Raw genomic sequence first — 14,735 nt, 5'->3', positions numbered from 1 at the left:
TTAACGGATTAACGGATTAACGGATCAGCAAAATGGCGGCGAGAGTGATAAACACTCCGCCGCTAGTGCGATCAAACCAATGTAGCTTATTACTCGATTTTAGTGTCGGCGCGAGCACATTTGCCATACAGGCATAAATCATTACAAAACTAAAATCGACCACGGCCCAGGTGATTGCAAGAATGGCTAATTGTGGGCCTTGTGGAGCAGTGATATCGATGAACTGTGGAAACAGAGCTGCAAAAAAAAGTAGATCTTTAGGATTACTGATCCCCACTAAAAAGGCTTGTTTAAACAATTGAAAAGGTTGACCCGTTCCCTTAGTACGTTCGAGCTTTAACCCTTGTCCATCTGCTTTCGTGAGTAGCAATTTTACCCCAAGAAATAATAAATAGGCTCCGCCACACCATTTCAATATAGTAAATCCATATTCAGTAGCATTTAATAGGGCGCCTAAGCCTGCAGCTGATGCCATCATTAGAATTAGTGCTGAAGTTACGCTGCCAAAAGCGGTCGCGACACTACGGCTTTTACCGTAATGAATACCATGGCCCATCGACAAAACAGCCATAGTGCCTGGGGAGATGGCAATCAGTAAAATGGCGAAGAGGTACAGCAGCCAAGTATCAATGCTCATAATATTTTATACAGTGCCTAGGACGTGTTGATCTTTCACGGTTGTTTTTGCCGCAGTTTATTGGCTATTTTGACAAGGCGGAGGCTATGCCGTTTAGCTATTCTCCACAAATAGTCTACAACACAGTAAAAATAGTCAAGAAACGCGGCCCTTCGGGGTCGATTCAATGCTTCTATTACGGTGTTATGAGCTTTTCACTTAGCCAGCTAAGCTTCATCGCTCAAGCCTTGTACTAGAAGCATTGAATTCGAACAAAAATCAAGCTCGAAAGATCAACACGTCCTAAAAACTGGCTGCACTATAACGGGCTATTTAGCTTTAAGCAATTAAGCTCATAGGGATTGGTATTAACCTTTAAAGTCGGGAATGACTTTGGGGTGGCGACCTTTAATAGAGCGGTAAAACTCGATGATATGCTCCATGTCATGTTGGATGTTATCTGTGGTCTGCATGCCTTGTGGTATAACGACCGTTTTATTAGCAAAATCGAGCCCGACGGTGATGATTGGTACCTGAGCTTTGCTGGCTATATGGTAAAACCCCGTTTTCCAGCGAGTGACTGGGCTTCGAGTGCCCTCTGGTGCAAGTGCTAAACTAAAGTGAGAGTTAGATTTAAATAAATCAACGACAGCATCTACTAGGTTGTTGTTTTTAGATCTGTCTACTGGCGTGCCACCGATGGCGCGGAAGAACCAGCCCCATGGTGCAATGAAAAGTTGATGCTTACCAAGAAAGTTTATTTTTGCGCCTAGTGCGCCACGGGCAATAACGCCAATGATAAAATCCCAGTTACTGGTGTGTGGGCCTACGATGGCAACATATTGATGATCGGTTGGCAGTGTGCCGGCTATTTTCCAGCCGCTAAGTTTTAGCAAACCTTTGCAAAATGATTGAAACATATAATTAAAACCGCCCAGCTATTTTTATAAGTATTATTGTTTTCTGTGACTTTTACCAATGAGCTTGCATAATTGGTAACAAGATCTTAGATGTATAATTGGGTATAGTACACGCAATCACCTGAGTGTGGAGAGAGCCATGTTTAAAAAAGGAATTAGCGCTTTACTGTTATGCGTAGCATTTAGTGCAAATGCAGTACCAACTGATGATATTGCAAGCATATTAGAGCAGCAGCAAGCAGCATGGAATCGCGGTGATCTCGATGCCTATATGCAAGGGTATTGGAACAGCGAACAGATGCGTTTCGTCTCTAATGGCAAGTTCCGTTATGGCTGGGAAGAAACACTGGCTGCTTACAAAAAGCATTACCCAGATAAGGCGACGTTAGGCCATCTAACGTTCACCATTAAAGAGACTAAGATGCTCAGCAACTACGCAGCAATCGTGGTTGGCCGCTGGTCTCTTGAGCGTGCTAAAGACAATCCAAATGGTGTGTTCACTCTGTTAGTAGAGAAGATAGATGATCGCTGGGTGATAACCCATGACCATACTTCTGATTAGGTTAAATGCGCTGTGCCAATATGCTTTGGCTGAATAGTAAAGTCGTCACGGCCTAGGTTTCTGCCCTTACCGTCATAGCGCACCTCTGCAAAATGCACTTTTCCCTGATTGTCTTTCATTATGATGGTGGTTGAACGGGTGCCGTATTCTTGGTGTTGAATGTAGATTGAGGATAAGTGCCGCTCCCACTCTAAGCTGACACCCGTCTGCGGCAACTCATCATCGGGGGCTTGTGTGCCATCGGTCATGATTGCCAGTAAGGCTTCGACATTAGGTTCCTTGTTGGTAGTAATGTGGGATTCGATTGCTTGACTCCCTCGCGCCATCTTTGGCCAAATATCATCAAGGGCGCCATTACTGATTGAATGAAATCCAGGGCTCAATTGCGAGTAAAGCCTTAGTCGACTGTCGAAACAGAAAAGCGCTTTTTCATCACCAAAGAGCAAGTTGAATGGGTTATAGAAAGGGCTATATCGCTGCAACCATGCTTCATCTAATCCACCGCTAGATAGCGCTTTTATGGCTAGCTCGCCGCGACTTTTCATATCGGACTGGATCAGTTCTGGGTCACGGATATTGGTTAGCCCGGCAACAGAACCTTGTTGGTTGACACCAAGCCAAGTTCCGCCAGCTTCAAGATCTTTGCCTGCAAGTAGTTGGTTACTATCATCCCAAAAATGAGCGGCCTCTGTAGGGCGGTGATGAAACTCATCTCGATTGGCGCAAATAATCAGTGGGTATTCAGCGTGTGCTTTTAAAGCGACAAATAGAATGCACATAAGCCAAGTCCAAATAGAGTGATAAATACAGACTAATACTCATTAGTAGGAAAAGCTATTAAGCGGTTAGCAATTTAGTGGTTGTGAAGGCGTTTATATGTGCGACTTCGCTCAATATTGATGCTGATAGTAAATGGCTACTCTGTGTCGTATACCCTAATGGTGGTGGCCATGCTCATGAGTGTGATCGTGAGTATGTGGTTTGGCTTTGTGTAGCATTAAGCGGCTCATGAACTTACGTGGTCCGAGGCGCAGTAAGCTGGCAGCAAACAGAATAGCAACTACCCAAAGACTTATCGTGTTAATCATGTTGGGTAAGTGCCCAAGTGCTTGCCATTGCGGATGAATCCACTCGATAATAGCTAAGAGTGCCAATAGCAGCAGCAAAAGTGCCGCTCTTTGTGGCCAGTTCATCAGTTTTAATTGTGCAAAATTAATAATGGGAGCTGCAATCAATGGCAGCATTACCGCGGTTGTTGTCCAGCCGCTATAGGCCAAAGAAAGTGATAGCACTGCTGCGCCTAGGTTACAAAAACGCATTGGTAAAAAGACCAAAAGTAGCACTATAACCTGCACTACTGGGCTAGATAAAGGCACGGCAGGGTGGCCGATTAGGTTAGCTAAAATGAGGCTCAACACAATCCAAGGAGCGCTTCTATCCACTAGGTGGGCAAAACCAAAACGAATGGCTGAACTTGGTAGCGAGTCATGTGGGTCAGTTGGCTCGACTTTACTCATGGTCAGCAGTGCACCTATCAAGAGTACGGCAACGGCTTGAATCAGTGCAAAAGTAGGCCCGAGCAACAGGCCGGTGATGATGATAGCTTCTGGACCTAATAACCGCTGCAGCCAGCGTTGGCCTAGCGAGCTATTTTGTGGCGATAAGCCAAAGTGAAACCTAAGACTGGCAACAGCATAACTAAGCAGTAGGATGGGGGCGATAGTCAGCATCCAATCCAATAGATGCTCAGTTGAATGACTATGATTGTGATGATCATGGCCGCCAGAATCCATCATCAATAGTAAAAACAACAAGCCGATGCCGAGTAAGCTGCCAATACCGGCTTGATACTCAAATTGACCTTGCTTATCAGTGTTGGGGTGACCATGGGGCTGATGCAACACAACATGTAAAATTGAACCGGTGACAAAGGCCTGCAGATAAACTGTATTTTCAAGACTTAAGTGAGATAGCAGCTGCTCGCCGGCAAAATAACCGACTCCGGTTAATAGCATCATCCCAGCTAAAACGACCATTGCCCAGCGGCTACCGACTTGCGGTTTCAATAACCACCAAATCGCGACACCTACGGGTAATCTGTGCAGAATAATACCGAGTGCGAGCAACGGTGAATTACCATCTTGCTGGGCTAAAATCATCGCCCCACCATCGGTGATCGTGTGCAGTAGCAAGCCGCCAATACCGAGGATAAGGGTTAAATTGTGGGTCACTTCTGAGTAGCGATGAAATAAGCGCTCGCTGAGGGTCGGGCCCCAGATCCCAATAATCACAAACACAATCGCTAGAAATCCGCCATGTTCAAGTAACTCTGGCAAAATATGGATCAGCACCAAGCCACCCAGAGAAACGAAAATAAATCCGTCTAGGCCCTTTTGTAACCCTGTCCCCGATGAGAAAAATCGGTAAAACAAAGGCCCTAATAGTAGTGCGATACAGCTAGCTAAGAGATACAGCATGGAGATTCCAATTCAAACCGCGAGAGCGAAAAAAGCGACATAGTATACCAGTGTTAAGGTTAATTGGCAGAGCGATAAGCTGAATTTACATTGATATCTTGCTACTGATAAATTCATGTTAATTGTGAGCGGATTAGGAGCAAGTGCAAATATTTTATAACTTTTTGTTAGCTTTGTTGTAAAACATAATAGAATATTCACTTAACTCAAGTAACTAGGCATCCTTTCATCTATGGATACTTTCTCTGCCGCCGTCATGCTGTTTCTAATTATGGACCCCTTAGGTAACTTGCCTATTTTCGCCTCTATACTACGTCATATAGAGCCGAAAAAGCGTCGACGGGTATTGATCCGCGAACTTTTATTTGCGTTAGTCATCATGCTGCTATTTCTGTTTGCTGGTGAAGCGATACTTAACTTTCTGAACCTGCGCTCAGAGTCTGTCAGTATTGCTGGCGGTATCATACTATTTTTAATCGCGATACGGATGATTTTCCCGCAACCTGGTGGCGTTGTTGGTTTAGCAGCAGGAGAAGAACCTTTCATTGTGCCGATGGCAATCCCTCTGATGGCGGGACCATCAGTACTTGCAGCGCTTATCTTGCTGGCTCACACCGACGGTACTCGTATGATGGACTGGACTGTCGCTCTGCTTGCTGCGTGGGGAATGAGTGCTATTATTTTGCTGTTTTATAAAGTCTTTACTAAAGTATTAGGTGAGAAAGGGCTAACAGCTGTTGAGCGCTTAATGGGAATGGTACTGGTGATGATTTCGGTGCAGATGTTCCTAGATGGCGTAGCAAGCTACATGAAAGCACTATAACAGCTAAACCAGAGTGATTGATGTGGTCATAGGCCATTTCAATCACCCGCGATCAAACTAACCCAAGATACAAATGTTGCAGAACAATTATTAGACTGTAATACTCTGAATATAATATTCAAAAACAATAATAATTATGCTTACTTGTCTGTTTCTTTGTGCTGCTAGTCTGACTTCAATCGATTCCACCGACTATCATAATTTGCTGCCCTATCAAGGTGTGCCAACTTCAATGGAGCAAAGAGATAACAAGAAAAACCTCAACATAGGCTCAGTATATGTTGATCAAGGTGCTTGGCATGGCTTTCATCTACCTAATACTGCTGATTACTACGGCAGCTTTACTGGTCCGCTATTCATTGCCCAAGAATATAGTTTACACCTGAGTGACAGCTTGCAGAGATTGCAGTTGATTAATGTAACTACAGATGAGTTCATCTCTTTTGATAGTGCGACGAGTATCGATATACACAGCCAGCCTGATGGATTAATGCAGACCTATATTTGGTCTGATAAGAAAGTCAGTTTAACACTCAATTATAGCGATAACCGCACCGCCACAGTGATGACTGAGCTAACCAACCTTTCAAATCGTGAGCAACAATGGCAGCTCGTGTGGCGAGGCCAGCCTTTTGCTAGCCACCCTGAGCAACCACAGCAATCACTTATCGCAGAGGTAGAAACAACTGATAACCATGTGAGTTGGCATTTTAAACCTGTAATGCAAACTTGGCGTATGCAATTGGCTGATGCACAGTATCAATTGTGGTTTGACCGTGACATGTCGATAAGAGTCAATGCCCAGTCAGGATACTTAGCTATCGCAGAGCCAGTCACGATCCCCGCTCAAAAATCTCATCTATTCAAAAGTGCACAACGTTACTTCCATACTGGCGAAGAGGAAAAAGCTCACGGCGAGCCAGATTGGAGCTTGATAACACAGCAGCTTGCGGACAATAAGCGCCGTTGGCAGGACAGATTGGATAAGCTAATTGATGGTGGCGACAAAACTGCTCGTCAACTTGCAGTTAAGAGCATGCAAACCATCATACATAATTGGCGTAGCCCAGCTGGTGCTTTGTTGCACGATGGTATAACCCCGTCAATTACTTATAAGTGGTTTAACGGCGTTTGGGCGTGGGATACTTGGAAGCAGGCCGTTGCTGTCGCTAGGTTTGAGCCAGAATTGGCCAAATCGAACGTACTGGCGATGTTTGATTATCAATTTACAGAACAAGATGAAGAGCGACCGCAAGATGCTGGCAACCTTCCCGATGCCATTTTCTATAATAAAGATCCACAGCGAGGTGGTGAAGGTGGCAACTGGAACGAACGTAATGGCAAGCCTCCATTAGCTGCCTGGGCGGTATGGCAAATTTATCAACAAGATGATGATATTGATTTCATTAAAACTATGTACCCTAAACTGGTTGCTTATCACCAGTGGTGGTATCGAAATCGCGATAATAATGATAACGGATTAGCGGAGTATGGCGCTAATCTTCACCCTGCTCACATTAATGAAGATGGCTCACTAAATGTGGAGGCGATTATCGAGGCGGCGGCATGGGAGTCTGGCATGGATAATGCGCCGAGATTTGATGCGGACACTAGCTTACAGGTTTGGCAAAACCATCAAGCTGGCGAGTTAGTGGGCTACTCTGTATCGCAAGAGTCTGTTGACCTGAATGCATATTTGTATGCTGAAAAGCGTTTTTTACAACAGATGGCTGAAGTACTTGAGCGTAATGCTGATATCCAAAAGTGGGATGTTGAGGCAGAGCGGCTAGCCAAGCAGATCCAAATGCAAATGTATGATCCAGAGTCGGGCTTCTTCTATGATATTCGCTATAGTGCGACAGGCAGCGAGCTGATGATCGACAAGGGTAAAGGCGTTGAAGGCTGGTTGCCTTTATGGGCGGGTGTAGCTTCCAAAGCACAAGCTAAAATCATGGTTGAGCGACATCTCACTGCTAATGAGTTTGGCAGTAAAATTCCATTCCCAACCGTTAGTGTAGATAGTCCTAATTTTGCCGCAGCGCAATACTGGCGAGGTCCCGTTTGGTTAGATCAAGCACTGTTTGGTTTACAAGGTATTGCACGCTACGGCTATCACGAGCAGGCGCATTCATTAGCATTGCAATTAGTCACAGAGGGAGAGGGTATTATTGGTCAAAGCCCTATCCGAGAAAACTATAACCCAATCACCGGCGAAGGCCTGCATTGCACTAATTTCAGTTGGTCAGCATCGGTACTATTGCTGATCTACGACACTTGGTTGAAGCAAACGCAATAGTATTACAGAGACCGTTGATGAGCGTGGGACCAATATTCACTTGTTGATAAACCATGGTTATACCTGAGTGGTTAATCCATTTGCGCAATACAAACGTATAGCCCCTAACCATTTCACACTTTATTTTGGGTGGCTGTTCTATGTTGTAAGCCTTTGCTGGCATAAGGTATGGCGAAATAGATAAATAAAGTTGAAAACTATTGCGCAATAATGCGGTCTGATTGTTGATGGGGTGTTAAGGTTTTGTCTTTATTGCGCTGAGCAGGCCGTTATAAATCGCAACAAATGGAGTCGATAACATGAAAGTTTTAGTCCGAAAAAGTGTCATTATTAGCTTTCTTGTTAGTAGCTTCTTTATGATGAATATCGCCTTAGCCGCACCGTTGAATAGCATAACGGCTGATGCCAATATCGTTGATAAAGAGCGAGTGCTCTATTGGCTTATCAAACGAGGTGAGGTCGCCAGTAACGCCTCTAGTACAGAAAAAGAACAGGCTGTTGAAGCGTTCATTGCTCGCTCGAAAGGGCCTAAAAGGATATCTTTACAAGAAGCCAGCTTTGAAGCTGCACGTGCAGCAAAAGGTAAACCAACTAATAAACTTGTCAGTTTTGCCGCACCGCAAGCTCAATCGATTACTAATAAAACGGTTAAGGTATTAGCTGTCCTGGTTGATTTCCCCGATCTCCCTCATGATGATAACGGTCTAAGTAGTAGCGATACCTCGATGTATTACAGCGCTTATCCGGCAGAGCATTATAAAAATTTGTTGTTCTCGACTAACGGTTACGCCGGACCGTCTGGGCAAACATTGATGACGGGTTATGAATATTATCAAGCTGAATCTGGCGGGAGCTTCTTTTTTACAGGCGATGTCAAAGGTTGGTACCGCGCCGCAAGTAACGCGGCGACATATGGCGGTAATGACAGTACTGACAATGACCTTGGCGCGCTTGATTTAGTGAAAGAGGCTGTAACTGCAGCGATCGCACAGATGAGTAGTAGTGAGTTGGCAACTTATGACATTGAAGATCCCTATGATATCAATGGTAACGGCAACTTTGATGAGCCAGATGGCGCCATTGACCATGTGATGATATTTCACTCGAGTATTGGTGAGGAAACAGGTGGCGGTATGTTAGGTGCCGATGCTATTTGGTCCCACCGTGCATCGATTAATCCTTTTACCATTCCTGGTAGTAGCATGATGCTCAGTAGCTACACCATTCAACCCATCGATGCTGCTCTTGGTGTCTGTGTCCATGAGTTTGGCCATGACCTAGGCTTGCCAGATGAATACGATATCAGCGGTGAAGGCAAGGGTTCGCCTGTCGGTTATTGGTCTGTGATGGCTTCGGGCAGTTGGGGTGGGGCAATAAGAGGTACTGAGCCTACCGGGTTTAGTCCCTATGCACGTTCGTATTTACAAGAGCGATATCAAGGTAATTGGGTTTCAGAGCAAAAAGTACAACTCAGCACCTTAGATTCAAGCGGACTGGATGTTGCGCTAGTTGAAGCGGTAAATCATGAGCAGGTCAACCAGATCTCTATGGCTGTTCCAGCTGCGCCATTAGCATTCACACCGCCCTACAACGGCGAGTATCAATTCTATTCAGAACAGGGCGACATGATCAATCATGCAATGTCATTTGATGTGGTTCTGCCGGCGGTAACCCCGTTAACATTGCTGATGAAGGCGCATTGGAATATAGAGCTTGATTATGACTATGCTCAGGTAATGGTTGATGGTACTGCATTGGCTGGTAATTACACCAAAGCAAGTAATCCGCAAAACTCCGCACGTAATATTATCACTGGAAAGTCGAGTGCTCTCGCGGCAGCAGAGGGGAGTGAGAGCTGGGTTGAGTTGGAATATGACCTTAGTCCATATGCCGGCCGCACTGTACGACTCTCTATCAACTACGTGACGGATCAGGCTGTTGGTGACTATGGCATTGTGATTGATGATATCAGCATTAATCAGGCTGAGACTCAAGTGCTGTTTGACGGTGCTGAAAATGCTACCGACACAGTATATGCAGGCTTTTTACGTGTTACTGATACTAGACCCGGTAAAGATCGCCGTTACATCGTGCAATTACGAAGTCAGCAGGGGGTAGATAAAGGTTTACTCAGCCAGCGCTACGATCCCGGCGTATTACTCTGGTTTGAAAATGAAGATTACAACAGTAATGAAGTTAGCAAACATGCAGGCTATAGCTTGATTGGCGTGGTGGATGCTGACCAAAATTTAATTGGTAATTTAGGCACTGAAGTGCAAGTTCGTGATGCGGCATTTAGTTTGTTTAATCAGTCTTTTTATAGCTTCGGAACGATAGAAGATGAACATTTGTCAGGACATAAACTGTTTGAAGATTCCACCGATTATTCGGCACCGCTGCAACCAGAATCAGGAATGGTGCTGACTGAGCTTGGCATTTCAATGGAAGTGATGGCACAAGCTGAAGATAGCAGCACTGCTATGGTGAAGTTCAGCTACAAAGGTATGGCAGTCGCTCCGGAAGAACTTAGTGCGACTATTTCTCAAAATCAGCAGGGAGGCCAGGTTTCCTTTACTGCCAATGTCAGTGGCGGGGATGGGAATTATCAATACGCATGGGATTTTGGCGTCGATAATGCTGGTAGTACTATCGCCGCGCCTAGTTATACATATGCCAATGCTGGTAGTTATTTAGTGACACTTACCGTGACTGATGGCAACGGCACTGAATTCACTAATAGCACAACGGTTATTGTGCAAGCATCTCTTGAGGTTGGATTCACGTTTACTGCGAGTGATTTATCGGTCGCATTTAACAATACGTCATCTGGTGGAAGTGGCGAGCTTAGCTATCTATGGCAATTTGGCGATGGAGCAACCAGCACTGCCGCGTCCCCATCACATACTTATACTGCTGGAAGTTATACCGTGACACTGACTGTGACTGATGAACAAGGTCAAAGCGGTGTTATGACAGCGGTCATAAATGTTGCCGCTACTGCGGAAACAACCATCCAAAAGAGCAGTTCAGGCTCCGGTGGGGGGAGTTTAGGAAGCTTGTCACTCTTGCTTTTGTGCGTGTTTGCCGGCTATCGCCGTCAGCAACGCTAGACAGTAAGCTCTGGCGCTATTGTTAACAGTAGCGCCATATTGGTTCCATGTGGTTATTGAGCGAGTGCTGTAATGGCTTGCTGAGCTGCTGGAAGGAATATCTCACTGACAATCAGCTGCTCTTGAGCATGCTCGAAATAACGTCGACGCCCCCAAAGTTCACTGCTGACGTCTTGATCTAGCGATTCCGCGAGTTTAGCTATTTTGCTACAAGCTTCAAAATGTGCGACTTCTATTTTTCCTGGCGTGAACTCATCTTTTGAATAAAGTAACTCTCCGAGCGGTCTGACACCCAAACCCAAAAACTCTTGCTGTTTTATTTCCAGTAAGCGACCAGGGATAAGCGTTCTAGCAAAAATCCAAGGTACGCCATCAAGTACTAATAATACTTCTCGGATCCAGACCTGTTGCTGTGTTGGGTATTCATCGGTCAGTGGTGATAATGTGTCTTCACCAAGCACTTTTACTTCAAACACTTGGCATTGTGTTTTTAGCCTTTTGGTTAAACTGCCGCTGCTTAATAGCCAGTCTTTAAAAGGTGGGGAGGGCAAGTTGGTCATTTTGTCTGGTGAAATCCAATTAATTGATTCACCATAAGGAAAGCTTAACCTAGTCACAGTCATCTAATTCTCGGTACAATGCTAGAACCGAAGCAGTCTAGCATGTGAATGCCGACTCAGATAGCCGTTGCTGGCTTGAACTGATGGCAAGACTTGATAAGAAAACTGATTGAGAAGCTATCTCATCTTTTGTTGACGACGGAGTCATTTTTCAAATGAGAACATTTATTGCGATATTACTCTTAGGCCTGAGTAGCAGTTTCAGCCTATTTGCCGCAGACGAAAAGCCGCTAGAGGAGTACGCCTATTATGGTTTCGAGCCTGAAATCGTCACTAACTATATCTCGAATCGAAACAAGCTAGGCTATGTTAGACTTAGTGTTGAGTTAATGGTTAAAAAGCCAGAAGATTTGGTTAGTTTAGAAAGGCATGATCCTCTGCTGCGTGCTGCAATCGTAGAGATTTTAGGCAATCAAACTGAAGACAAGGTGAAATCACTAACAGGTAAAGAGGAGATTAGGCGCGAATGCTATCAAATGGTCAATCGCCTGTTAGAGCAAGAAACCGGTAAAGAGCTGGTGGTGAACCTGCTATTTACTAAATATCTGTACGATTAATCTCTCCACCCTACATTGGGAGCTTAATGAGCTTTATATCGGTATTAATAACGACTATCGGTGGCTCCCTTTAAAGGATCGAATACCCAGATTGAAGCTTCAATTATCTACCTTGTCATAGCCAATGCATTGCGCTGAGTGAACATGAATAAAACAGACAATAATCGGAACCCAAATATTCCAGTTACAGCGGCAGCAACCCTAAATAAGGGAATGCACCCTCGTAATCTCCATAATGCGGGTTATGACTTTGAGGCGCTTATTGACAGCTATAATGAACTTAAGCCGTTTGTTAAGCCAAATGATTTTGGCAACCTGTCGATAGACTTTTCCTCTCCTAATGCAGTAAAAGCGCTTAATGCCGCCTTGCTTACCTATCATTATGGCGTTGACTACTGGGATATTCCGCAGGGCTTCCTGTGTCCGCCGATCCCGGGGCGCGCCGATTACATACACCATATTGCAGATCTTTTAGCAGTAAAGAAATCCTCTAAAAGCCAGATCCCTAAAGGAAATAAAATTAGCGCATTAGATATTGGCACTGGTGCAAACGTCATCTATCCGTTACTTGGAGTCCAATCATATGGTTGGCAATTTGTCGGTAGTGATGTTGACCCTGTAGCCATAGAGAATGCACAGCAGATATTTGCTCGAAACCCTAAAATAAGTCGTAAATTACGCTGCCGATTACAAAGTAATCCACAACATGTATTTAGTGGGATTATCAACCCAGACGATCGTTTTGATGTCACTTTGTGTAATCCACCTTTTCATGCATCGCTTGCCGAAGCCAATGCAGGCACAGCGAGAAAACTGACTAATTTGGCGGCCAATCGTGCCGCTAAATCGGGTCAAAAAGGGGCAACGAAACCAACCAATATAGATACTGCAGTCCTTAACTTTGGCGGCCAAAAAGCAGAGCTTTGGTGTGATGGCGGTGAAAGGCAGTTTCTTCATAACATGATTAACGAAAGCCAATTATTTGCTAGCCAATGTTTATGGTTCACCACTTTAGTTTCTAAAAAAGAAAATTTACAGCCCGCGCAAGCGATGTTGCAGAAACTAAAAGCCCATGAGGTGAAGGTGATTGATATGCACCAAGGCAACAAAATCACCCGTATTTTAGCTTGGACTTTTTTAACGGCAGAGCAGCAGCTGTTATGGCAAAAATACCGTGAGTTGCGTTAGCAGAGCGCCGCAGTCTTCTCAATATTGCAACGGACTGCCAAAATAACTGGCTGAATGATTTCAATTTTTTTAAATCTTATCCTAAACTCATAGCAATATAACTGACTTGAATGGATTATTTGCTTAATGGGTAATATCTGTTATCAATTCAGTGACTTTTGTGTTCAATGTATGGGGATTGGCGCGCAACTGGCTCGAAGCGCAGTTATTTTAGTCGTCTGGGTAGCATTATGAACTTCAAGTTGGAAAACTTACTGGTTGAACTAGAGCTGTATTTGCAAAAGCCGGAGGTGAGATCGTCTCGGGCAGAATTAGAGCGCTTGATCAGTGATGACTTTTTGGAGTTTGCCGCTTCAGGATGCAGCTTTGGCAAGCGTGAAGTGTTATCACGCCTGCCAGATGAAAGGGCTCCATTAATTGAAACCAGCCACTTTGAAGTTAGAGAGCTGAATGAAGGTGTTTGTCAGGTTCTCTATCGTGCTAAATTAAAAAAAGCAGATGAAAACATCACTAGCTTTTCTATGCGAAGCTCAATCTGGCGCAAACATAAAGATGTATGGCAAATGGTGTTTCACCAAGGCACAGCTTGTAAGCCATTTTAATGTTTTAGCCTGATGGCTTATGCTTGTCCATTCCAAAGAATTTTTCCGCAGTCTGTTAAGTCGTAACCACCTAATGTTGCCGCCAGTTGCTGTGATTGGGGCTCAGCGAGTAAGTTGAATAACCGCTGCAGCTGACGTCTAAAGTAGATCCCTTGTGGCATAACAAAGTCAAAAGACTCTGTTACTAATGGCACGAAGCTCAAGCCACTTTCAAGGGCTACAGACTGGCAACCAAACCCAATATCAGCGTCATTACGAGCGATGTATCCAGCCAATTCGCGTTCACTTTGAGCAACTAAACTTGAGTTTAATTGGTCAAATGTCGCGCCCTGCTTCATTAACCATTGTTCTAAATGCTGCTGACTACCCGCACCAGCTTGTCTTGCTACCCAGCGCCAAGACTGTTGGGATATTTTGTCCAACTCTTGGCAGCGATGATGCATATCGGCGCGCATCATCAGACCTTGTTTACGGGTATAGCCATGCACCATTACCCATTGTTGGTGGTTTGCATATCCCTGCAGTAATGCAGGGTGACGTACGCCACGCTCTTCAACACTGCCCCAATGCAGTGTACACACATCGGCATAGCCGCGAGAAAGTAGATCTAAGCCTAAGCGAGAGCCAGTAGAGCTATAGCTAATCAGTTCACTCTTACCGACTTGTGACATCATGCGCGCAACTAGCATGGATAACAGAGGGTCGTCACTACCGGTAATATGCATACGATCGGAGAGCATACCGCTATGGCAAGAATCCATTACCCAGCGGTCGATTAATATTTTAGGGAACAACCATTTACCAGTGATTTTGGTCGCAGGTAAAATACGGTCATTGGCCATTGAATAAACTTTTTTCTCATTCAGATCTAAATACTCAGATACCTGTCTGGCACTCATGTAGATAAGCTCTGTAGGCTCAGTCATTTTGAATCCTTGTGGCAAAAAATCGTCTTAGCTTGTTG

At 44.7% G+C, this 14,735-nt stretch carries 13 protein-coding genes; 7 read left to right on the top strand and 6 right to left on the bottom strand.

All coding sequences use genetic code 11. From position 1 onward, the window contains the following. Positions 1–16: 16 nt before the first annotated feature. Both AB4135_RS15375 and AB4135_RS15370 read right to left on the bottom strand, forming a co-directional pair. Positions 17–637 (bottom strand): LysE family translocator, encoded by a 621-nt coding sequence (locus AB4135_RS15375; RefSeq protein WP_371994220.1) that lies wholly within the window; start codon positions 635–637, stop codon positions 17–19. 347 nt (positions 638–984) lie between these two features. Further along, the gene (locus AB4135_RS15370) at positions 985–1,536 is read right to left on the bottom strand and encodes a lysophospholipid acyltransferase family protein (RefSeq protein ID WP_371994218.1); all 552 of its coding nucleotides are present in this window, start codon (positions 1,534–1,536) and stop codon (positions 985–987) included. A gap of 139 nt (positions 1,537–1,675) precedes the next feature. On the opposite strand from AB4135_RS15370, the gene AB4135_RS15365 reads away from it, so the two are divergent. Next, on the top strand, positions 1,676–2,098 hold the full coding sequence (locus AB4135_RS15365; protein ID WP_371994216.1) for a DUF4440 domain-containing protein: 423 nt from the start codon (positions 1,676–1,678) through the stop codon (positions 2,096–2,098). Here the strand turns inward: AB4135_RS15365 and AB4135_RS15360 are convergent. Both AB4135_RS15360 and AB4135_RS15355 read right to left on the bottom strand, forming a co-directional pair. Beyond that, on the bottom strand, positions 2,095–2,877 hold the full coding sequence (locus AB4135_RS15360; protein WP_371994215.1) for an NRDE family protein: 783 nt from the start codon (positions 2,875–2,877) through the stop codon (positions 2,095–2,097). The genes AB4135_RS15365 and AB4135_RS15360 overlap by 4 nt on opposite strands. A 156-nt stretch (positions 2,878–3,033) precedes the next feature. Further along, positions 3,034–4,575 (bottom strand): metal transporter, encoded by a 1,542-nt coding sequence (locus AB4135_RS15355; protein WP_371994213.1) that lies wholly within the window; start codon positions 4,573–4,575, stop codon positions 3,034–3,036. Between the two features lie 232 nt (positions 4,576–4,807). On the opposite strand from AB4135_RS15355, the gene AB4135_RS15350 reads away from it, so the two are divergent. The 3 genes from AB4135_RS15350 (at position 4,808) to AB4135_RS15340 (ending at position 10,804) form a co-directional block, all read left to right on the top strand. Beyond that, a complete protein-coding gene (locus AB4135_RS15350) occupies positions 4,808–5,398 on the top strand; it encodes a YhgN family NAAT transporter (protein ID WP_371994211.1) in 591 nt (196 codons plus the stop codon). 136 nt (positions 5,399–5,534) lie between these two features. After that, complete coding sequence (locus AB4135_RS15345) at positions 5,535–7,694, top strand: MGH1-like glycoside hydrolase domain-containing protein (protein ID WP_371994209.1); 2,160 nt, start codon at positions 5,535–5,537, stop codon at positions 7,692–7,694. Between the two features lie 299 nt (positions 7,695–7,993). Beyond that, positions 7,994–10,804 (top strand): immune inhibitor A domain-containing protein, encoded by a 2,811-nt coding sequence (locus tag AB4135_RS15340; RefSeq protein ID WP_371994207.1) that lies wholly within the window; start codon positions 7,994–7,996, stop codon positions 10,802–10,804. A 53-nt stretch (positions 10,805–10,857) separates the two neighbouring features. Here the strand turns inward: AB4135_RS15340 and AB4135_RS15335 are convergent, their stop codons facing one another. Continuing rightward, the gene (locus AB4135_RS15335) at positions 10,858–11,427 is read right to left on the bottom strand and encodes a chorismate lyase (RefSeq protein WP_371994205.1); all 570 of its coding nucleotides are present in this window, start codon (positions 11,425–11,427) and stop codon (positions 10,858–10,860) included. A 152-nt stretch (positions 11,428–11,579) separates the two neighbouring features. Between AB4135_RS15335 and AB4135_RS15330 the strand changes: the two genes are divergently transcribed. The 3 genes from AB4135_RS15330 to AB4135_RS15320 all read left to right on the top strand — a co-directional run bounded on the left by AB4135_RS15330 (position 11,580) and on the right by AB4135_RS15320 (position 13,771). Further along, the gene (locus AB4135_RS15330; protein WP_220737188.1) at positions 11,580–11,981 is read left to right on the top strand and encodes a flagellar basal body-associated protein FliL; all 402 of its coding nucleotides are present in this window, start codon (positions 11,580–11,582) and stop codon (positions 11,979–11,981) included. 144 nt (positions 11,982–12,125) lie between these two features. Then, positions 12,126–13,169, top strand: a complete 1,044-nt coding sequence (rlmF, locus tag AB4135_RS15325) for a 23S rRNA (adenine(1618)-N(6))-methyltransferase RlmF (protein ID WP_371994203.1) — start codon at positions 12,126–12,128, stop codon at positions 13,167–13,169. 230 nt (positions 13,170–13,399) lie between these two features. Further along, positions 13,400–13,771: a DUF4440 domain-containing protein gene (locus AB4135_RS15320; RefSeq protein WP_371994201.1), complete on the top strand. Its 372-nt coding sequence runs from the start codon at positions 13,400–13,402 to the stop codon at positions 13,769–13,771. A gap of 17 nt (positions 13,772–13,788) precedes the next feature. On the opposite strand, the gene AB4135_RS15315 is transcribed toward AB4135_RS15320, so the two are convergent. Beyond that, positions 13,789–14,697 carry a substrate-binding domain-containing protein gene (locus tag AB4135_RS15315; RefSeq protein ID WP_371994199.1) on the bottom strand — a complete coding sequence of 303 codons (909 nt, stop codon included), beginning with the start codon at positions 14,695–14,697 and terminating at the stop codon, positions 13,789–13,791. Positions 14,698–14,735 lie beyond the last annotated feature (38 nt).

It is taken from the genome of Shewanella sp. 10N.286.54.B9, assembly GCF_041468565.1.
GTDB lineage: Bacteria > Pseudomonadota > Gammaproteobacteria > Enterobacterales > Shewanellaceae > Shewanella.
Note: the sequence above shows the minus strand (reverse complement) of the source record. Positions and strands in the feature narration are given on the sequence as shown.

Coding starts and splice junctions, on each gene's coding strand:
- AB4135_RS15375 (WP_371994220.1), bottom strand. CDS start 637: ATGAGCATTGATACTTGGCTGCTGTACCTCTTCGCCATTTTACTGATT.
- AB4135_RS15370 (WP_371994218.1), bottom strand. CDS start 1,536: ATGTTTCAATCATTTTGCAAAGGTTTGCTAAAACTTAGCGGCTGGAAA.
- AB4135_RS15365 (WP_371994216.1), top strand. CDS start 1,676: ATGTTTAAAAAAGGAATTAGCGCTTTACTGTTATGCGTAGCATTTAGT.
- AB4135_RS15360 (WP_371994215.1), bottom strand. CDS start 2,877: ATGTGCATTCTATTTGTCGCTTTAAAAGCACACGCTGAATACCCACTG.
- AB4135_RS15355 (WP_371994213.1), bottom strand. CDS start 4,575: ATGCTGTATCTCTTAGCTAGCTGTATCGCACTACTATTAGGGCCTTTG.
- AB4135_RS15350 (WP_371994211.1), top strand. CDS start 4,808: ATGGATACTTTCTCTGCCGCCGTCATGCTGTTTCTAATTATGGACCCC.
- AB4135_RS15345 (WP_371994209.1), top strand. CDS start 5,535: ATGCTTACTTGTCTGTTTCTTTGTGCTGCTAGTCTGACTTCAATCGAT.
- AB4135_RS15340 (WP_371994207.1), top strand. CDS start 7,994: ATGAAAGTTTTAGTCCGAAAAAGTGTCATTATTAGCTTTCTTGTTAGT.
- AB4135_RS15335 (WP_371994205.1), bottom strand. CDS start 11,427: ATGACTGTGACTAGGTTAAGCTTTCCTTATGGTGAATCAATTAATTGG.
- AB4135_RS15330 (WP_220737188.1), top strand. CDS start 11,580: ATGAGAACATTTATTGCGATATTACTCTTAGGCCTGAGTAGCAGTTTC.
- rlmF (WP_371994203.1), top strand. CDS start 12,126: ATGAATAAAACAGACAATAATCGGAACCCAAATATTCCAGTTACAGCG.
- AB4135_RS15320 (WP_371994201.1), top strand. CDS start 13,400: ATGAACTTCAAGTTGGAAAACTTACTGGTTGAACTAGAGCTGTATTTG.
- AB4135_RS15315 (WP_371994199.1), bottom strand. CDS start 14,697: ATGACTGAGCCTACAGAGCTTATCTACATGAGTGCCAGACAGGTATCT.